This window comes from Pseudoalteromonas luteoviolacea NCIMB 1944 (assembly GCF_001625565.1).
GTDB classification, from domain to species: Bacteria; Pseudomonadota; Gammaproteobacteria; order Enterobacterales; family Alteromonadaceae; genus Pseudoalteromonas; species Pseudoalteromonas luteoviolacea_F.
Window position 1 is genome coordinate 181,766 of the sequence record NZ_AUXS01000097.1, and the last position, 18,586, is coordinate 200,351.

18 protein-coding genes and 1 pseudogene are annotated in these 18,586 nt (G+C 41.9%); 10 read left to right on the top strand and 9 right to left on the bottom strand.

The genetic code is table 11. The features are described from left to right. Positions 1 to 183: 183 nt before the first annotated feature. Positions 184 to 1,008 (top strand): glucosaminidase domain-containing protein, encoded by an 825-nt coding sequence (locus N483_RS25780; protein ID WP_023400429.1) that lies wholly within the window; start codon positions 184 to 186, stop codon positions 1,006 to 1,008. Beyond that, entirely contained in the window at positions 998 to 1,642 is a 645-nt protein-coding gene (locus N483_RS25785; RefSeq protein WP_023400430.1) for a DUF2987 domain-containing protein, read from the top strand. The genes N483_RS25780 and N483_RS25785 overlap by 11 nt, the downstream gene beginning before the upstream one ends. Before the next feature lie 88 nt (positions 1,643 to 1,730). Here N483_RS25785 and N483_RS25790 read toward each other — a convergent pair whose 3' ends face one another. Continuing rightward, a complete protein-coding gene (locus N483_RS25790; RefSeq protein WP_023400431.1) occupies positions 1,731 to 2,897 on the bottom strand; it encodes a putative manganese transporter in 1,167 nt (388 codons plus the stop codon). A 72-nt stretch (positions 2,898 to 2,969) separates the two neighbouring features. Continuing rightward, positions 2,970 to 4,598, bottom strand: coding sequence for a M28 family metallopeptidase (locus N483_RS25795; RefSeq protein ID WP_023400432.1), 1,629 nt, complete (start codon positions 4,596 to 4,598; stop codon positions 2,970 to 2,972). 195 nt (positions 4,599 to 4,793) lie between these two features. Between N483_RS25795 and N483_RS25800 the strand changes: the two genes are divergently transcribed. From N483_RS25800 to N483_RS25810, 3 genes and pseudogenes are all read left to right on the top strand, one after another. After that, entirely contained in the window at positions 4,794 to 5,636 is an 843-nt protein-coding gene (locus N483_RS25800) for a DUF3025 domain-containing protein (protein WP_023400433.1), read from the top strand. Further along, positions 5,602 to 6,389: pseudogene (locus N483_RS25805) on the top strand (ABC transporter ATP-binding protein). The gene N483_RS25800 and the pseudogene N483_RS25805 overlap by 35 nt, the downstream one beginning before the upstream one ends. After that, a complete protein-coding gene (locus tag N483_RS25810; RefSeq protein ID WP_023400436.1) occupies positions 6,382 to 7,593 on the top strand; it encodes an ABC transporter permease in 1,212 nt (403 codons plus the stop codon). Before N483_RS25805 ends, N483_RS25810 begins: the two are co-directional and overlap by 8 nt. 3 nt (positions 7,594 to 7,596) lie before the next feature. On the opposite strand, the gene N483_RS25815 is transcribed toward N483_RS25810, so the two are convergent. The 3 genes from N483_RS25815 to tsaA form a co-directional block, all read right to left on the bottom strand. After that, positions 7,597 to 8,397 (bottom strand): UDP-2,3-diacylglucosamine diphosphatase, encoded by an 801-nt coding sequence (locus N483_RS25815; protein ID WP_023400437.1) that lies wholly within the window; start codon positions 8,395 to 8,397, stop codon positions 7,597 to 7,599. Between the two features lie 148 nt (positions 8,398 to 8,545). Beyond that, complete coding sequence (locus tag N483_RS25820; protein WP_023400438.1) at positions 8,546 to 10,267, bottom strand: proline--tRNA ligase; 1,722 nt, start codon at positions 10,265 to 10,267, stop codon at positions 8,546 to 8,548. A 94-nt stretch (positions 10,268 to 10,361) separates the two neighbouring features. Next, the gene (gene tsaA, locus N483_RS25825) at positions 10,362 to 11,093 is read right to left on the bottom strand and encodes a tRNA (N6-threonylcarbamoyladenosine(37)-N6)-methyltransferase TrmO (protein ID WP_023400439.1); all 732 of its coding nucleotides are present in this window, start codon (positions 11,091 to 11,093) and stop codon (positions 10,362 to 10,364) included. A 150-nt stretch (positions 11,094 to 11,243) separates the two neighbouring features. Between tsaA and N483_RS25830 the strand changes: the two genes are divergently transcribed. The 4 genes from N483_RS25830 (at position 11,244) to N483_RS25845 (ending at position 14,187) form a co-directional block, all read left to right on the top strand. Next, entirely contained in the window at positions 11,244 to 11,690 is a 447-nt protein-coding gene (locus N483_RS25830; protein WP_023400440.1) for a hypothetical protein, read from the top strand. A 240-nt stretch (positions 11,691 to 11,930) separates the two neighbouring features. Then, entirely contained in the window at positions 11,931 to 12,800 is an 870-nt protein-coding gene (locus N483_RS25835; protein WP_023400441.1) for a helix-turn-helix domain-containing protein, read from the top strand. A 99-nt stretch (positions 12,801 to 12,899) separates the two neighbouring features. Then, positions 12,900 to 13,277, top strand: a complete 378-nt coding sequence (locus N483_RS25840; protein WP_023400442.1) for a hypothetical protein — start codon at positions 12,900 to 12,902, stop codon at positions 13,275 to 13,277. A 226-nt stretch (positions 13,278 to 13,503) separates the two neighbouring features. After that, on the top strand, positions 13,504 to 14,187 hold the full coding sequence (locus N483_RS25845; protein WP_023400443.1) for a hypothetical protein: 684 nt from the start codon (positions 13,504 to 13,506) through the stop codon (positions 14,185 to 14,187). A 16-nt stretch (positions 14,188 to 14,203) separates the two neighbouring features. Here the strand turns inward: N483_RS25845 and map are convergent, their stop codons facing one another. From map to N483_RS27180, 4 genes are all read right to left on the bottom strand, one after another. Further along, positions 14,204 to 14,986 carry a type I methionyl aminopeptidase gene (map, locus tag N483_RS25850; RefSeq protein WP_023400444.1) on the bottom strand — a complete coding sequence of 261 codons (783 nt, stop codon included), beginning with the start codon at positions 14,984 to 14,986 and terminating at the stop codon, positions 14,204 to 14,206. Beyond that, the gene (locus N483_RS25855; RefSeq protein WP_023400445.1) at positions 14,967 to 15,173 is read right to left on the bottom strand and encodes a ParD-like family protein; all 207 of its coding nucleotides are present in this window, start codon (positions 15,171 to 15,173) and stop codon (positions 14,967 to 14,969) included. Before N483_RS25855 ends, map begins: the two co-directional genes overlap by 20 nt. Before the next feature lie 376 nt (positions 15,174 to 15,549). Further along, entirely contained in the window at positions 15,550 to 17,001 is a 1,452-nt protein-coding gene (rsmF, locus tag N483_RS25860) for a 16S rRNA (cytosine(1407)-C(5))-methyltransferase RsmF (protein ID WP_023400446.1), read from the bottom strand. Positions 17,002 to 17,131: 130 nt separating this feature from the next. After that, positions 17,132 to 17,290, bottom strand: a complete 159-nt coding sequence (locus tag N483_RS27180) for a hypothetical protein (protein ID WP_023400447.1) — start codon at positions 17,288 to 17,290, stop codon at positions 17,132 to 17,134. A gap of 283 nt (positions 17,291 to 17,573) precedes the next feature. On the opposite strand from N483_RS27180, the gene N483_RS25865 reads away from it, so the two are divergent. Further along, positions 17,574 to 18,584: an ArsJ-associated glyceraldehyde-3-phosphate dehydrogenase gene (locus N483_RS25865; protein ID WP_023400448.1), complete on the top strand. Its 1,011-nt coding sequence runs from the start codon at positions 17,574 to 17,576 to the stop codon at positions 18,582 to 18,584. Positions 18,585 to 18,586 lie beyond the last annotated feature (2 nt).

The window sequence follows — 18,586 nt, forward strand, 5'->3', positions numbered from 1 at the left end:
TAATTACTTGGTCTAGATGGGAAAAAAGCGTGTTTTAGCGATGGATTGGCATAAATTCGCGTTTAACGGTGATTGTTGCTATAATCAGCCGCCGTTTTATGAGATGAACTAAGTACGACGAGTCAATATCTGACAAAGGAAATTCAGACAGCTCGTTTGGTAGGTACTAGTGAGAGGAGAATCATGCGTTCTAATTTGATTAAGATTGTACTAATTGCTGTTTGTTTATTCGCAATTATGTATCCATTTATAACTGAGCCGCCAGAGCAACCTGAGCCTGTAGAAGTTCCAGAAATTATTATTGAGACCCCGGAAGTCATTTTACCAGAGCAACCTTTACACGATGTTCAATTGCCAGACTTTGGCTCAATAAAAGATATCGCTACGAAGAAAAAGCGCTTTTTCGACTTCATTAAGCCCCATGTAGAGGCGGAAAATAAAGTGATTTTACAGCAAAGAGCTAGCATTGAAATTGCACTTATGATGCTGCAATTTGAAGAGTCTCTGAGCGATGTGCAAATACAAAGAGTTGAGAATATCTTCAAACTTTATAAGGTAGATCAACAAGAGATCACCGTTGAGAGTTTAAAATTAGCCCTTGAACGAGTTGACATTATTCCTAAAGAGTTGGCGTTAATGCAGGCGGCAAATGAATCTGCGTGGGGTACCTCTCGATTTGCACGCATTGGCTTAAACTTTTTTGGCCAGTGGTGTTATCGCGCTGGTTGCGGCATGGTCCCAAAACGTCGAGCGGATGAAGCTGCCCATGAGGTTGCTGCATTTAAATCAGTTCGGGCGTCGGTGACCTCGTATTTTAGAAATATAAACACCCATGATGCTTATCGTGAGCTAAGAGCCGTACGCGCGCAGCTAAGAGCCGATAAACAAGAAATTACAGCCACCGCTTTAACGCCGGGTTTAATGTCATACTCAGAGCGAGGCATTGATTACATTGAAGAACTCAATGATATGATCAGACATAACAAGGCTTATTTTGATGAAGAATAAGATTCTACCAATGCTGCTGTTATCAAGCAGTTTTGGTTGTTTAGCTGAAGAGTTTGTGGCTTCTTACGAAGGATTTTACGATCGTTTAAAGGTGGTTGAAAAAGGCGAGTTTGAATTTGCTCGAGTTAATTTTTATCTGGTAGAAGGTCAAAATAAGCGACCGTGTGATATAGCTGAAGGTAAAATTGTGACAGAGCAAACATCATTGCCGTTACAGTATACCAAAGGTGCTCAGCTGTTATTGCCAATAGATGACAAACTTGATAAAGATAAAGCCGTGGTAGTCGTGAAACCCAAAACGGCTGAATATTGCGAAATAAAAATTCAGATAGAATCAGCACACTTTACTAGTCAACAGCTCACTAAAAGACAAGTGTTTCAATTACATCGTGAGTTTGAAACGTTATTGAGTGACCTGTCTGGTGTATTTGTTGGCAAGTTACTGTCATTTATGTTGCCGGATCAAAAAGGGGTGACATTGGAGTTTTCAGACGATGTTGTTTTGTCTGGTGAGCACATCAGTTGTAAACAGAACTTTTGTCGCTTTGAAGTACAAGACGACTGGGAAAACGATAGTAGCCGATTCAATGTCATGACAGAGTTGGTTAGTGTAAAACCTTGGATAGAAAAGTAAGCCTGACGACTTAAAGTTTAAAAAATAAAAAAGCGACCATGAGGTCGCTTTTTGGTTCTGGTTGTTTATATGCTTAATTGAAAAAAGGTTAGGGTAAATTCCAATAGTAGATACCATAGCCGACAATTAATGCCGGAATGGCTGAATATGCGGTGGCTAAAAGCGCGGCTTTGGGTGCCAATGCGATGGCTGGAAAGAGCGCGTCGCCATCGTTTGCCACTGCATTAGCAGCTAAGGCACTAAAGGGTAATACACCTTGAATGTACAAACTGGTGACTACAATCTGTGGTCCACAGCCGGGCAGCAGACCAATCATAATGGCGATCAGTGGTGCATAGATGGCATACTCTGTAAACCACGCAGCCAGATCGAGTCCAAATAAGGCTACTGACAGTTCGTAAATCATAAAACTAGCCACCACCCAAGCGGTTACAAAATGCGTATCTTGTAGAATTTTTGCGAGCCGAGAAGGAGGTTTCACTTCTTCTTCTTCGGCGGTAATTTGTTTATAGGTCTTGCCCTTAGATGACAGCGCCCAAATTAAGACGGCAAAAATAGCCATGCCAGCGCCGAGTAGCTCAACGGGTTGCTCAAATTGCCCTAAGTCTAGGTTAAAAGCCATAAACAAAGAGATGGCAAGGCAAGGGAATAGCAGTACCTTCCAAACTGGCTCACTCATTCGGACTGCAAAAGTAGGGGGTTCACAATCTTCTATCTGTTTGTTATTTGGCTCAGGGCGGCAGTAATCGGCTTTGTGGAAGAGATTGACAGCTAGGCCACTGAGTGTACCTACCGCTACACCAAGCAAAATAATCGCCATGCCTTCAAGGGGCTTTTTAGCCAGTAATAAAAATGCGGCGTCACCCATGGTTGCGGTAAGGACTGCAACTACAGAGGCAAAACTGGCTTGTCCTTTAGTAAATTGCGTAACTACGATAATGGCACCGCCACACCCGGGTAAAGCACCAAGCACAGCTGCCATTGTGACTTCTAGTACTGGGGACTTGCGATTCAAATAACTGAGTTCCAGCTGTGGGAGTTTCTCAACTAAGTAGTAGTAAATAGCCAAAGTACCTGCAACAAACACACTGACTTGAAAAAAGGCATCTGCAAGTGTACCCAAAGCAATATCGCGAACGGGGGAATAAAACAAAGTTGCAATCAATAATAGCGGGAGTATCAACCGCTTGTTAGCTGCCAGATAGGCAAATTGAGACGCCGTTTTAAACGGATAAGAACGAGAATATGAGAGCATATAGTGCAACCGGTAACATAATAACAGTTGCACTTTAGTGTTAAATTAAATGAAAATCAATATCATTTATATTTATTTTCTTTGGAACTCGGATGTTTCGCTCCAAGTCGGCCACGCTTCTTCTTGTGAAATCAGATAACCAGCTTTGAAAAATAGTTGAAGATCTTGAACTGCGCCACTTAGATCCCACTCTTTTCTGTATCTATCACACGGTTGGTGGTAACAGCCACGTAATACAAGGCTCATACGTTTTCTATATTTTGCAGTTGCATCATCAAACGGCTCGTGACCACCACCTGCATACATTGCTGGGATACCCATATTTGCAAATGCAAAGTGATCTGAGCGGTAGTAAATCCCCGCAGATGGATTTGACTCATTTGAGATCGAACGGCTTTGCTCGTCAGCAACTTCCTTTAAAACGCCATCTAATGACGACTTGCCAAGACCTACAACGCTGATGTCTTTTACTTTACCCAGAAGGTTCAGCGCATCTAAGTTGATGTTCGCAACGGTTTGGTTTGCTGGGATCACCGGCGTTTCCGCGTAGAATTTAGAGCCAAGTAGACCCTGTTCTTCGGCAGTAACCGCTAAGAAAGTAATTGAGCGGTCAGGGCGCTGCGGTAGCTTAGCAAATGCTTCAGCCACTTCAATGATGCCGCCAGTACCTGTTGCGTTGTCATGTGCACCGTTATAGATTTTGTCGCCTTTACGATTAGGATCGACACCTAAGTGATCCCAGTGTGCCGAGTAGATGATGTGCTCATCTGATTTTTTTGCACCAGGTAGCGTTGCGATGAAGTTATATGACACAGACTTTTTAATGGTACTTTTTACATCGACAGAAGCGGTTAAGTCTCCCATGTCTACATGATAAGCACCTTGTGCAGCTTTCTTTTTCGCTTCGTCAAAGTTCAGACCAGCATCTGCAAATAGCTCTTTTGCAACATCTACGCTGATCCAGCCTTCAACTGCAACACGGTCCATGTTGTTGTTCTCTTTTTGAAAGCCAAACTGTTCGCCACTCCAAGAGTTTTCAACAACTTCCCAAGGGTAAGAAGCAGGGGCAGTCTCATGGATGATGATTGCACCAGCAGCACCTTGACGGCTCGCTTCTTCGTATTTATACGTCCAGCGACCATAATATGTCATGGTGTTGCCGTTAAACACTTTAGGGTCTTTAGTTGCGTAACCAGGATCGTTTACCAGCATCACAACTGTTTTACCTTTGACATCTAAACCTTCGTAGTCATTCCAGCCATACTCAGGTGCGTTGACACCATAACCAACAAATACTAGCTCTGAATTGTTTAGAGACTGCTCAGGGCTAATACGGCTTGTGCCCATGACCATACCTTTTTTGTATGGATAGCTGCGCTCGCCAATTTTCAGCGTCATGTTTGGATCGGCTTCAATTGATACCAGCGGCACTTCTTGTAAGAAGCTATTGCCATTGCCAGGTTCATAGCCAAGCGCTTTAAAGTGTTGGGTTAAATAAGCAAGCGTTAGCTCCTCTCCTTTACTTGATGGCGCACGGCCTTCAAATTCATCAGAGGCAAGCGTTTTTATGTGTTCACCTAATTGCTCTGCATTAATACTGTTGTATGCAGTCGCAATGTCTTCAGGTGTGTTGCTTTTAGTCGTTGCACAGCCTGCTAAAATGGCAAGCGACAAAGCACTCAGTGTTAATTTTAGTTTCATGACCTTTCTTTTTTATGAGATTACTTCCGGGCACATTAATACCATAACTGCGAAGTAAATTCGACTTTAGCCGATGTATCACATCGGAGCGATGGAAAAGTGCACATAGGGTATTTATATTTTTGCGCCTCAGCAGGGATAGGGTAAAATAAGCGCCATGATTTAGTTTTGGCGAAGTTTGTACACACGGCTAGCATGAAAAAGTTCACTCCTCCTGAAAACTGGCAAAGTCATTTGCTGGCACAACCCCCATTTGCGCATTTACAAGCAATCTTCAATTTAAAGGCATTTGACACCTGGCCAAGTTTTGAATGGTTAAACCAACAAACCAATCAACTCAATGCGCAGGGTAAACACATTGTTTTTACAGAAAACAGTAAGCTTGAAGGAGAGACTCGTTATTACGAGGAGATCATTGCGCAAACTGGTCAAGTTCCTACTCGAGAGAACAATTGGCATGATTTCTTTGGGGCTATGATTTGGTGCTTGTTTCCAAAAACGAAAAGTCTATTAAATCGCTTACATATGGAAGAGATCCAATTACATGGGTTAAAAGAGCGCAGTCGTAAGCGCAATGCGTTAACCTTATTTGACGAGTGCGGTTTAGTGTTGGCAGTGCGAGAAACACAGTGGCAAGACGATTTGCGCGCGCACTTGTGGCACGAATCATTCTTCGAGCGAAAAGCTCATTGGCACAAAAATGTGTGTCCATTTGTATTTGGACATGCGAACTATGAAATGTTAACAAACCCGTTTATAGGACTGACGGGTAAACTATTGTGTGTTCAAGTTGAAGATGGCTTTTATGAATTACCTTTGGTGGAACAATACACGCATTTGGATGAAAGCTTAGTCGAGTTGATCACTGTACATAAAGTGTTGGATGATAATAAACAGATGTCACCAATTCCTTTACTTGGTATCCCAAATTGGCATTATGGTGTGCAGGATGAAGCATTTTATGCCGATGAAAGCTATTTTAGACCAAAGAGAAGGAAGGTAAGTGATAGTAGTAAACGGACTGAAAAAGCGCTTTAAACTTGCCAAAGAACTGTTAAATACAACAAGTAGCGGCGACTCAAGACAGCGCGAAGGTTTTTTTCACTCAGTTGAAAATGTGTCTTTTAGTTGTGGTCGTGGAGAAGTTTTGGGGCTGTTAGGTCCCAATGGCGCAGGTAAAACCACGACACTGCGGATGCTATCCACTGCGCTTAAACCAGATGCGGGCAGCATTGAAATATCTGGCCACAATATTGTCAAAAACCCGCTTAAAGGCGCAAAGCAATAGGCTTTTTATCTGGTACTACAGGGCTTTATGGTCGTCTTACCGCACGAGAAAATGTTGAATATTTTGCCAAATTACATGGGTTAAAAGGCAGCGCTCTGAAATCACGATGTGATGAGCTGTTTACGCGGCTATCAATGGGCGATTTTCTGGACAAGCGCGCCGAGCATTTGTCGACAGGTATGAAACAAAAAACCAATATTGCCCGAGCGGTAGTACATCAACCAGATGTCGTCGTGTTGGATGAGCCAACAACGGGGTTGGATATAATGACCAAGCAAAACATCATCGAATTCATCCGCGACTTAAAAGCTGACAACACCCCGGTGGTTTTTTCAACCCATCATTTGGATGAAGTGGCTTTGCTGTGTGACAGTGTTTGTTTAATTGACCGCGGCACAAGTCGCTTTTGTGGTAGTATCGAAGCGTTTAAAGAAGTGGGACAAAGTGGTGAGCTAAACGACGCATTCATGAATATAGTCAAGCAGGGAACTATGCATGTTTGAAGTATTCTTAAAAGAAGTTAAAGAGCTGTTGCGCGACCGTAAAACCTTATTTTTTGTCATTGCATTACCGATAGTGATCTTTCCCATCTTGTTTGCGTTACTTGGTTTTTTGGCGTCTAAAACAACCATTGAAGCGGAGCAAAAGGTACACACCTATTATCTTGCCAACGCCTCTTTATCCCCGGATTTCGAGCAAATGCTGTTTTATCACAAAAGTTTTAAACCGTATAAAGGTAATGAGAAGTTTGAAACGATTGATGCGTTAAAAAGTGCAGTTAAAGCAGGGAAAATAGATGTTGGTATTGAGATCCCTGAAAATTATGACGAACAGGTAGCTGGCAAACATCAACAAATCAGTTGGCATGTGGTGTTTAATGATGCGCAGTCCATCAATTTTGTATACAAGCGTCTTGAAAAGCTCATCAATAAGTTTGCAGCGCAGATCCGAAGTACAAGGTTGGAAGCTTTAGGTGCACCCCAAAAAGAGCACCTAGCAATATTAAAACCGATCACCATTACTAAGGTCGATACGGCGGATAAGCGTGAAAACTATGGTGAAAAGTTAGGTGCGCTGATCCCCTATATGCTTATTCCATTAGTGCTAATGGGAGCAAGTTACCCAGCTATTGATCTTGGCGCTGGTGAAAAAGAGCGGGGAACCCTTGAGACATTGCTTTTGACACCAGTTACCCGTACACAGCTAGTACTTGGTAAGTTTTTAACAATTTTAGCAAGTTCGATATCCTGTGCTTTGGTTACCGTTTCGAGTATGGCTATTTGGGTTGCTATCGCAGGGGGAATAGGGATACTTGAAACCATTATTGATGCCTTCTCAAGTGTGACAATCACGGACTTTTTATTGATTTTTGCACTCTTATTGCCCGTGGCTGTAATGCTTTCTTCTTTGGTACTAGCCATTTCAATTTATGCACGAACTTTTAAAGAAGCACAAAACTATATGGGGCCGCTGAGTATGTTGGTATTTGTGCCCATAGTGGTGTCTGTGATGCCAAACATGTCGCTTAATACCACAACAGCTTGGATCCCCATTACCAATGTGTCATTGGCTATCAAAGAGATCATAAAAGGCACTGTTGATCACAACGCTGTAGGGCTGATATTTGTAGCATCAGCCCTGCTTGCAGGTGCATTGCTAACGTTTTGTGTACGCTGGTTTAGCAAAGAGTCTGTGTTGTTTAGATAAGCATTAGGCGGCTTTAACGCCGTCTATGCTTTGTGCTTCTAGCTCAACAACGTTCAACACTTTTTGTATATCGGACCAGTGTAAAAGCTCGATGCGCCCCTGTTCATTTTCTACCAATGCGGTGCAGTTTTCTATCCAGTCTCCGTCATTGCAATACACTATGCCGTCAGTGACATTGATACGCGGTTGATGAATGTGACCGCAAATGATCCCATCCATTCCTTGTTTCTTCGCTTCATGAACCGCGGCTTGCTCAAATGCAGCAATGGCGGCCCGAGCTTTATGAACGCGGTTCTTCAACCAAGAAGCCAAAGACCAATAGTGACCACCATAGAGTTTGCGTACTCGATTAGTCCAGCGATTTAGAAAAAGCAGAAAGTCATAGGCTTGATCGCCAATGATACTAATGAGCCTGTTGTAACGTGTCGCAGAATCAAAATCATCGCCATGCAGTAATAAGAACCGCTTGCCAGCAGAGGTGGTGTGTACATAGGTATGGTGTACTTCAACGTTAAACAAAGTCATATCAACATAGTTGCGGAACGTTTCGTCATGGTTTCCAGGGATGTAGATGACGCGAGTGCCTGACTCGGCTTTTTTTTGGATACACTCTAAAACTTGATAGTGACTTGGATGCCAGTAAAACTGTCTTTTTAAAGACCAAAGGTCAACTATATCACCAACTAAGTACAAGGTATCACAGCGGGTGCAGTTTAAAAAATCCAGTAGATAGTCTGCTTTGCAGTCTTTGTATCCAAGGTGTACGTCTGAAATCCATATGCTGGGGTAGTAGGTTTGATCCATCTTGTTTACTCTCAAGCGTAATAATGTCTACGTTAAAGGCACGAGATGACAAACTTTTATCAGTATTGAGACGCTATGATGACATTTTCATCAAAGCCAAAAACAAAAAACGCGCCATATAGGCGCGTTTTCAAATGAGGCTAGCTGGTTATGCCATTAGCTTAGTGATTTCAGCGACTGCTGAATCAATGTCTAGCATGACTTTTTCACCAGTGCGACGGTTTTTCAGCTCAACTTGATTGTTATCAAGGTTACGCTCACCAATTACCAAGGTAAATGGTACACCGACTAATTCCATATCGTTGAACATCACACCTGGACGCTCTTTGCGATCATCGAATAATACGTCAAGGCCAGCTGCTTTTAGGTCTGCATAGAATTTTTCAGCGATGTCAGGAATACGATGAGATTTATGCATGTTCATTGGTACGATGGCAATATCAAACGGTGCAAGAGCTTGCGGCCACTTGATCCCAAACTTATCATGATTTTGCTCAATGGCTGCTGCCACGATACGTGATACGCCAATACCGTAACAACCCATAGTCATTACTTGGTTTTTACCACTTTCGCCTAGTACACCCGCATTCATTGCTTCAGAGTACTTGCTACCAAGTTGGAAGATATGGCCTACTTCAATACCACGTTTGATATTTAGCGTGCCTTGACCACATGGGCTAGGGTCGCCTTCAACAACGTTGCGGATATCTGCTGTTGTAAAGTCAGCAACATCGCGGTCCCAGTTGATGCCACTATAGTGAACACCATCTTTGTTTGCACCAGCCACAAAATCAGACATTACAGCAGCACTGTGATCAACAAGAATTGGCATATCAAGGCCGACAGGTCCTAATGAGCCCGGTTTTGCGCCAATGGCAGCAACGATGTCTTCTTCTTTCGCCATTTCAAGAGGTGAGTCAACAAGCGGCAGCTTTTCAGCTTTTAGCTCGTTTAATTCGTGATCGCCACGAACGATTAAAGCAACAAGACCACGCTCGCCTTCTTCATTGGCAGCACCGTATACGATAAGAGTTTTAACCCCTTTGTGCGCTTTAACACCATGCTGCTCAGCAAGATCAGCAATTGTTTTTGCGTTTGGCGTGTCGAATGTGTTGAGCTCTTTGCTTGGTGCTGCACGTTCAATAGCAGGGGCTAGAGCTTCTGCTTTTTCGATATTTGCCGCGTAGTCGCTCTCGGTGCTAAATGCGATAGCATCTTCCCCTGATTCTGCAAGTACGTGGAATTCGTGTGACACACTACCACCGATTGAACCTGTATCTGCGATTACTGGACGATAATCTAAACCTAAACGCTCGAAGATATTACAGTATGCTTGATGCATTACTTGATAAGTCTTTGCAAGACATGCGTCGTCAAGGTGGAAAGAATATGCATCTTTCATGGTGAACTCACGTGCACGCATGACACCAAAACGAGGGCGTACTTCATCACGTACTTTGGTTTGTACTTGATAAAGCGTTAAAGGTAATTGTTTGTAACTGCTTACTTCTTTACGTACAAAGTCAGTGATCACTTCTTCGTGCGTCGGACCAAGTGCAAACGGACGGTTGTGGCGATCTGTAATTCTTAATAGTTCTGGGCCAAACTGTTCCCAACGGCCAGACTCTTCCCACAGATCAGCAGGCTGAATGACAGGCATCAACATTTCGATTGCGCCAGCTTTTTCCATTTCCTCGCGTACAATAGTTTCTACGTTACGAAGTACTTTTAAACCTGACGGCAACCAAGTGTATAAGCCTGAAGCGAGTTTGCGGATCATACCCGCACGTAGCATTAGCTGGTGGCTTACCACCTCGGCATCAGAAGGCGTCTCTTTAAGAGTCGCTAAAATATATTGACTGGTACGCATGCTTGTTCCGTTCAATGTTATGTGTTTTTAATTAGGCACGTAGTTTAACAGTGCCTAAGGTGCTAAAAAAGAGTTATTTTCGCTGTGAAGATATTTAATCTTGTGGTTTTTTGACTGATTGTGGTTTCTCAGCACTCACTTCAATGACATGGTTATGTTCATCTTCAACTTGCCAGCGAATGTTGAATTCGTACAGACTCATACCATAGCTCTGTGTTTGTTGTTTTTTCTTTTTATAAGCAGGCCTTGGGTCTTGCTTTAATACGTTGCTGATAAAGTTCATTAGCTCCGGATATTGGCGCTGTTTTTCGATGAAATCTTGAGCTTGCTCGCTATAAGAGACCGTCATTTCGGTTTCTGGACGCGTATCGGCAAATCCGGCAGAAGCATCTTGCAATGCATCTGAATAGGGGAGGTAAGGCTTTATATCTACTATTGGCGTGCCATCGAGCAAATCGATGCCAGAGAGCAATAGCGCCAATTGGCCATTTTTATACTCGACACCTTCCAGCTTGACTGCGCTCATACCAATGCCGTTAGGCCTAAAAGTCGCACGTGTGGCAAATACGCCTTTACGCTCATTACCACCTAATCTAGGCGGGCGAACTAAGGCGGAGTAACCTTTATCTGCGGTTTCATGGAATCTAAACAAGAGCCATAGATGAGTAAACTCTTCAATCCCACGGACAAACTCTTCTCGGTTAAATGATTCACTAAAGATGAGCTTAGCGGTTGCTTCAGGGACTAACCAAGGTTGCCTTGGGATCGCAAACTTTTGCTTATATGGAGATTCAATATGGCCTATGGCTTCAACTTCAAATTGCACGGTAGTGGGCTCAAACGATTAAAAGCGTCATTGTATCCTGTTGTATATGGCGCAACAAATTTAAATTCTCAATTGCTCGTGTAATAAAGTGTAATGTACACAATAAGAATTATTCGCATAATTATCCCAAAAAACAGAACGGAAAGAGCGATGTACTTTGCGCGATTTGGGAATGAAATGTTGACAAGTGACGAAATGGAGCTGATCGGAGATAGAGCTTTGGGCTTTAAAAAAAGTGTGACTGACTCAGCTAAACAACAAGGTAAGCGTACCCAATTAAATAAACCAGCGTATAGCAATGCAGAAATATCAGCTTTCATGAGCATTGTACTGCGCGCGTGCAAAAAACACCTTTGCCAAAATAGTCCAATCCGCACGAATGTGATCCTTGAATTACAAAGAAACAGACAGCCGCTTATGGATACGTTTAGCGGTATTAAAGAAGGTTTGATCAGCCCTTGTAAGTTAGACCCACTATTGCACTCGTATACTCAATCCATTTCAGCAAAACTATTACCTGAGACTCTATTGCCTGCTAGTGACCTAAAAGCGGCTGTGAGTACTATTTTATTTGACGTAGCAAGAGAAAGTATTTAGTCCACGACGCCAAACCAGTGATGTAATTCTGACTGCGAGATCCCGATTGTAATTGCTCATTTCCTGAAAAGCGTCGTGCGCTAAATTACTTGTTATGAAATCGAAAACAGCGATGTTTAGTGCCTAAAGCTTAGGTTTGAGTTGCGAAAGCTACCTAGTATTGGCTATTTTAATAAGGCAGGACAGACACAAGCAACTGATTTAAAATAACTAGTACCCTTTAAAATTGAAATTAGATATATGACGTCGACTGGTAAGCAAGTATTTCAAGGTGCCCAATTCCAAGGTGAAACGGTCATGGGGATTAAACAGTTTAGTGCCCCTTATACCTATCAAGATGGGTTAGTAAATGAAGCGAGGTTAATCCATATATTTAAAGGGCAGTCATCTTTAATTTGTGCAGGAAAGACACTGTCACTTAAAGCTGGTGATACCTTACTCATGAAGGCTGACAACTTTATCAATCGATGGTTAGATAATGGGCACTGTGGTGACGTTGAGTTTGTTGGTGTCAGGTTAACCCAGCAGCACATTCAGAAGCTGTATCAAAATAACCCTCTTGAAACATTCGCATTCGTCGGCGCAAAGCCAGAGGCTTTTGATGTTGTGCCAAGGGTATTGGTTTCGCAATCAACACTGCTCAAGAGTTACTTCACCACACTAAAACACTACATTGAATGCTCAGGCATGATGACCGACTCTTTGATCGGTTTGAAAATTCAGGAGTTGCTAGAACTGTTTGCTTGCATAGAGACTAGCGGTGAAATTCCTGCACTGTTGGCGGAGTTATTTGTGCCTAACCAGCCTATGTTGCAAGAAGTTGTACAGACACATCTATTTTCGCCACTGAAAGTAGAGGAATTGGCTTTTTTATGCCATATGAGTGCATCGACATTTAATCGAAAATTTAAACAAGTCTATGGCATGAGTGCCAACAAATACCTCGTTGCCAAGCGATTAGAAAGGGCGTCGTTATTAATAAAAACAACTGATAGAAGCGTGACTGATGTTGCACTCGAGTGTGGCTTTGAAGAACTGAGCTACTTCTCTAGGGTATTTAAGCAACACTTTCAATTGACACCGTCACAATTGAGAAAATCGACAGGTTGATTGAAAAGTGCAAATCTTTAACTCAATAGTGCAAGTTGGCTGAAATTGAATTCACTAATATGTCTGCTAATCATTAAACGAAATACAGGCATATATTTTATGATCAAATTAGCACAATTTCTATCCGCAATTTTTGTTCTCGTGCTGGGCTCTGCGGCATTGACTGCTATCTTATTTCCCTCTGTAATTAACGAGCCAAGTGGTTTTAATGCAGTGACTAATTATGGTTTTACCAATTTGCGTACACTTGGTGCACCTACACTGAGTTTGGCGGTTATTACCGCAATTGGACTATTTAAAAAAGAGTGGCTGTTGATATTACCTGCGTCTTTGTACTTTTTCTTTAACTTCTCCGCTAGAGTTATATCAACAATTTCAGAGGGTTATGAACCTATAATGTTATTTGGTTTAATGTTCACATTGACATTATTTGTGTTGTCTCAAATAGCATTACATAGTTTTAGGAAGTTAGCCTAACAAACCTTTTATTTAGGGCTGATTTAAAGTAAATCAGCCCGTGTGATTGCGAATTTTTATAATTTAATAAGCTATAGTGGTAGCTCCCACTGTGACCTCAATTTTAATTAGAGAGGGAAGTTATAACACTTCCATTGATTTAGTGCTTTACCCGTCTTAGACTCACAAGTTTGAACACCACGATGTTTTCGCAGTGGCATTAAACTAAGGTATATGAGGTTTTAGGATGAGAGGTTACTCTGAGTATTCACTGCAAGAGTTACAGCAAGTGTGTGCCGATATCGATAGGGAAGCGTTCCCTGAAAAGTATCAAGAAATTTGTGATGAACTGGATCGTAGACAGGTGCAGTCTCCACAACCGATAGAACAAGAGCTCGATAGCACCTATGAAAAACCGATTCAAAAGAAGCCTTTTGTTTCTATACCAAACGATCAGGTTATTGAGCTTAACCAATGGTTTAAAAGGGTGACATCGGTATTGACTATCGGGGGCGCTTTTTTAGGGATCACCCATATGTTATCCACCCTACCAAATATTTCTGGATTATTCACATATGGAATTTATGCCTTTTTTTTCGTGGTTTATGTATTGGGGATCGTGGCTGCGGTGAGGTTATTTGAAAAGTCGACGGTTGGCGTGATCAAAGACAATTTGATATTTTGGGCAATTCAAATACCTTTGTTTATGTCTCCATTTATTGGCTATCAACTGACCAATGGCGCATTTCTAAATATCTTTGTATCAAGTCAAACTGGACTAAATGTGGTGCCGATGTTGGGCAGCATTTTTCAGTTTAGTATCTTTCAATTTCAGCAACCATGGGCTATCGGTATAAACCCTGTCGCAATACTGGTATCAGCATATTTTTACAGGGTTCTTAAAGCGGCAGATAAGCGCTATAGCCAATAATTTAGACGGGCAATTACTAGTGCTGTGGTAATTGCTCTTCTTCTCTCAATGTAAGTACTTCGTAGCCTGTTTCAGTAACTAATATAGTGTGTTCCCACTGCGCTGAAAGTTTGCGGTCTCGTGTAACAACAGTCCACCCATCTTTAAGTGTTTTGACTTTGTGCTGCCCTTGATTGACCATCGGCTCTATCGTAAATGTCATCCCTGCTTGCAAAGTCAGCCCGCTACCTTGTTTACCAAAATGGAGCACGTCTGGACCTTCGTGCATTTCGCTGCCGATACCGTGACCGCAAAACTCTCTAACAATGCTATATCCGTGTCGTTCAGCGTAAATTTGAATTGCATGGCCAATATCTCCCAGCCGTACGCCAGGTTTAACTTGTTTGATCCCTTGCCACATTGCTTCATAAGTGACTTTAGCTAATTTTTTTGCAACACCTTGTGCATCGCTCATCAGATACATTTTACTCGAATCAGCGAGGTAGCCATCATGCTTGAGTGTGATATCTATATTAATGATATCAGTAGACTTTATTTTTTGACTGGCTTTTGGCATACCATGACACACAACCTCATTTACGGAAGTATTGATGGCATACGGATAGCCGTATTGACCTTTAGTTGAGGCAATGGCGCCAAGCTCTTGAGTGATATAGGCCTCGACAAAGTCATTGACTTCCATAGTGGTGATACCTGGACGAATAAAGTCATCAAGCGCTTTAAATACTGAAGCGAGCATCTGTCCAGATCGCCTCATTTTTTCAATTTGATTTTGATCCTTAATCGTGACTGATTTCATGCTGCTTCTTTTTCACTTGTTCCAGTTCAATTTGTATAAGTTCTGCAAATGGCTTATCGGGATTTTGCTCCGCTAGTCGGCCCATTTTCATCCAAAACTCGGCTTGTGAATTGATGGACCGAGACATAACTTGACTGGCCAAGCGGATTTCTTCATGAAGTTCTTCTGATATTTTTACTATACCCATTGCATATATGTATCGTTATATTTTGTATATAAATAATATTGTTAAAACATTGAATATTCAAGTGCAAAATACACAGGCGGTGTATATGAAGTGCTTAATGACGCACAAAGTGATGGGTTCTTGGCTGCTATTGAGAATTTAGGCATAAAAAAACGCCCAGTAATGTGTGAATCTGGGCGTAGGGGAAGGCTCATATGGAGCCGTGCGCTAACTTAAACACCTTCTATTACATAAGGGAGAAGTAGAAAGTTCTTTAAGTGTAGTTAACGCTCCACAAAAGTTACAAACAGAGTGACATTTTTAAAACATAGATAAAACAGTGTGTTACATCTATATGAATTAATAATCTTAAAGTTGTCAAAAAGTTCTAATCAGGTTATACCCAAGTTATCAACTGGCCTTGAGCAATTAAGTCTCTCGGTAGGTTGTTTTTAATCTTTGCCTTTTGCCATTTACCCAACCCTACAGGCGCATTACAAAGCGTTAAAATGACTTCACCAGTTTCGTTAGTCGGTTTTTCTAATCGGACGTCTTTCCCTTGAAAATAATCAGCTGCTTGCTGATCGCTGAGTGCATAGGCATTGGTGACAGCCAAGTGGCCAAATGCAGTCGCCAATTCATGTTCCAAACGCACTCCATTTTTATGGATTGTGCCGATTTTTACACCTAAACGTGCATATTTAATTTTATTTTGAACATCTAAAAGTTTACTTGGGAACAACCAAAGTTCTTTGTCTCTTTGCATAAGCACGCCAGGCAGTTGTTCAACTTTAAACTGTTTTTTTAAATAGCTAGTGAAAGCTTGCTGTGATTTTGTTGGAAAGGGTTCGAATGGAAAAGAGCCTTTTTTCTCTTTTTGCTTGTGATGTTCGACCGAATTTCGTTTTTTAAACTTGGCAATGAAAAACCCTTCGCTGTCGAATATCTGTGGCCAGACATGCAAATAACCCTCACTGGTTGTGGCCTTGTCTGCATTTTCGAATAGGTCATCTAAAGGTATGATTTCCACCGCATCGTTAAATTCTTCCAGCAGATATTTACAGACTTGTTGGTTTTCGAGCGGTGTCAATGTACAAGTAGAGTAAATCAGTGTGCCTCCAGGTTTTAATGCGAGGAATGCACTTCTAATAAGACTTTTTTGCACATCGGCTATGTCAATGTTTGATTCTATAGACCAGTTTTTAAGTGCGTTGGCGTCCTTTCTGACGGTACCTTCACCAGAGCAGGGGGCATCTAACTGAATATGATCAAAACACTCATACATGTAGTCGCCAAATATTTGGCCATCAAAATGAGATAAGGCGCAGTTAGCTATACCCATTCGCTTCATATTTGCAGCTAATACCTTCAACCGTGACGATGAAAACTCATTGGCGACAAGCAAACCTTTATTGTTCATGAGCGCACTCAGCTGAGACGTCTTGGAGCCCGGAGCAGCAGCCATATCCAACACCGCATAGTGATCAGTGTCCATGTTTATTAATTCTTCTCGCAGTGCTAACGGCGGTAACATTGAACTGGCTTCTTGAACGTAAATACACCCGCTTAAATGCAATGCAGTGTTGCCTATTGGCAGAGCCGCTTGTTCTTCTTCACTACGTACTACCCAAAACCCTTCTGGACACCAAGGAACAGGGGTTATCTGCCAACCGAGATTTTTTGCTTCGAGTTCAAATGCTTCGACAGACATTTTTAGTGTGTTTACGCGCACTGATAATCTCAATGGCTTTTGGCAGTATGCAATAAAATCATCTAAATTCAGATGTGTAGGTAGGTAGCTTTTAACGTCTTCGATAAAGTTTTCTGGGATGTAGGTGTTCTTATCCAATCTTAAATACTCGAAACAACTAGGATTGGCTCTAGTTTAACATTAATCGTCTTTGAATAGGCAAATTTGGCGGGAGAGGGCAAACGTCATCTCAATGTTAAGACAACGCTTGCAGGGGTCTATCTATTGGTTATGGGGTCTCAGAATCGCAGTGGTAATAGGTTTCGCATTCTTGGGTTGGGCCATTACTTAAACCCGCACCACCTACTAGTGGAGTCAGTTTCTTATCAAGGGGTAGGCTATCGTAACTTAACTTTTTCAGTGGCTTTTTGGTAACTTTAAGCTTCATAGTGATTAACTCCTTTCAATTTTACATTACTTGTTACTGCTAATTTCATGGTAGTAAATCGAAAAAAAGTTTCAAATAAAATTAATAAAAATGATACAAAATCATTACAAATTCGTGATTGCATATACGAAAAAATGAATATATGATTTATCGCATATTGAGGTCGGCATCTAAATGACCATAACTTGGTGAGCCTAGCGTATCGCTTTGGTAGATTGAACAGCACAGCAAGGCAGTCACCAGTGTTTTGTACCAATCAAATTGAATATTGGAGTAAAGAACGATGAAAGTTAAAGTAGGGATCAATGGTTTCGGCAGAATGGGTCGCTTAACCATGCGTGCGCTGTGGAATTCACCTGGGGTTGAGTTGGTAAAGATCAATGATCCAGCGGGAGATGCACATACATTGGCGCATTTGATGAACTTTGATTCAGTGCATGGTAAATGGCAACACGAAGCCCTGAGTGAAGAAAATGACATGGTCATTGAAGGAAAGCGTATTAGTGTCACTCAACAAACATCAGTATCAGAAAATGACTGGTCTATGTGTGATTTGGTGATAGAAGCATCAGGTAAAATCAAAACAAAAGAAAAGCTTGCCGCGTATTTCGCCCAAGGCGTAAAGCAAGTTGTAGTCACAGCACCGGTAAAAGAAGCGGGTGTATTGAATGTCGTAATGGGTGTTAATCATGAAGATTATGATGTTGAACAGCATTCAATTGTCACCGCAGCTTCATGTACGACTAATTGTTTAGCGCCAGTGGTGAAAGTACTTCAAGATAATATTGGTATTAAACACGGCTCTATGACAACCATCCATGATATTACCAATACCCAAACTATCATTGATGCACCTCATAAAGATTTGCGCCGAGCACGCTCTTGTGGAACCAGTTTGATCCCGACTACGACAGGGTCAGCGACAGCTATCACACATATTTTCCCAGAGTTAAAAGGCAAGTTAAATGGTCATGCTGTACGCGTACCTTTAACTAATGCGTCGATAACCGACTGTGTTTTTGAAGTGAGTCGTGAAACCAGTGCAGAAGAGATCAACGGTTGGATGGAACAAGCAGCAAACGGTGAATTGGCGGGGGTTCTAGGTTATGAAACTCGTCCATTGGTATCAATAGACTATAAAACGGACCCAAGAAGTGCCGTTGTTGATGCACTCTCAACCATGGTGGTAAACGGCACACAAGTGAAACTTTATGTGTGGTATGACAACGAATGGGGATATGCAAATAGAACTGCTGACTTAGTCCGCTTAGTTATTGAAAAGCGCTGGGGGTAATA

Coding starts and splice junctions, on each gene's coding strand:
- N483_RS25800 (WP_023400433.1), top strand. CDS start 4,794: ATGAAAAAGTTCACTCCTCCTGAAAACTGGCAAAGTCATTTGCTGGCA.
- N483_RS25835 (WP_023400441.1), top strand. CDS start 11,931: ATGACGTCGACTGGTAAGCAAGTATTTCAAGGTGCCCAATTCCAAGGT.
- N483_RS25830 (WP_023400440.1), top strand. CDS start 11,244: ATGTACTTTGCGCGATTTGGGAATGAAATGTTGACAAGTGACGAAATG.
- map (WP_023400444.1), bottom strand. CDS start 14,986: ATGAAATCAGTCACGATTAAGGATCAAAATCAAATTGAAAAAATGAGG.
- N483_RS25820 (WP_023400438.1), bottom strand. CDS start 10,267: ATGCGTACCAGTCAATATATTTTAGCGACTCTTAAAGAGACGCCTTCT.
- N483_RS25790 (WP_023400431.1), bottom strand. CDS start 2,897: ATGCTCTCATATTCTCGTTCTTATCCGTTTAAAACGGCGTCTCAATTT.
- N483_RS25845 (WP_023400443.1), top strand. CDS start 13,504: ATGAGAGGTTACTCTGAGTATTCACTGCAAGAGTTACAGCAAGTGTGT.
- N483_RS25780 (WP_023400429.1), top strand. CDS start 184: ATGCGTTCTAATTTGATTAAGATTGTACTAATTGCTGTTTGTTTATTC.
- N483_RS25815 (WP_023400437.1), bottom strand. CDS start 8,397: ATGGATCAAACCTACTACCCCAGCATATGGATTTCAGACGTACACCTT.
- N483_RS25810 (WP_023400436.1), top strand. CDS start 6,382: ATGTTTGAAGTATTCTTAAAAGAAGTTAAAGAGCTGTTGCGCGACCGT.
- N483_RS25785 (WP_023400430.1), top strand. CDS start 998: ATGAAGAATAAGATTCTACCAATGCTGCTGTTATCAAGCAGTTTTGGT.
- N483_RS25865 (WP_023400448.1), top strand. CDS start 17,574: ATGAAAGTTAAAGTAGGGATCAATGGTTTCGGCAGAATGGGTCGCTTA.
- N483_RS25840 (WP_023400442.1), top strand. CDS start 12,900: ATGATCAAATTAGCACAATTTCTATCCGCAATTTTTGTTCTCGTGCTG.
- N483_RS27180 (WP_023400447.1), bottom strand. CDS start 17,290: ATGAAGCTTAAAGTTACCAAAAAGCCACTGAAAAAGTTAAGTTACGAT.
- N483_RS25795 (WP_023400432.1), bottom strand. CDS start 4,598: ATGAAACTAAAATTAACACTGAGTGCTTTGTCGCTTGCCATTTTAGCA.
- N483_RS25855 (WP_023400445.1), bottom strand. CDS start 15,173: ATGGGTATAGTAAAAATATCAGAAGAACTTCATGAAGAAATCCGCTTG.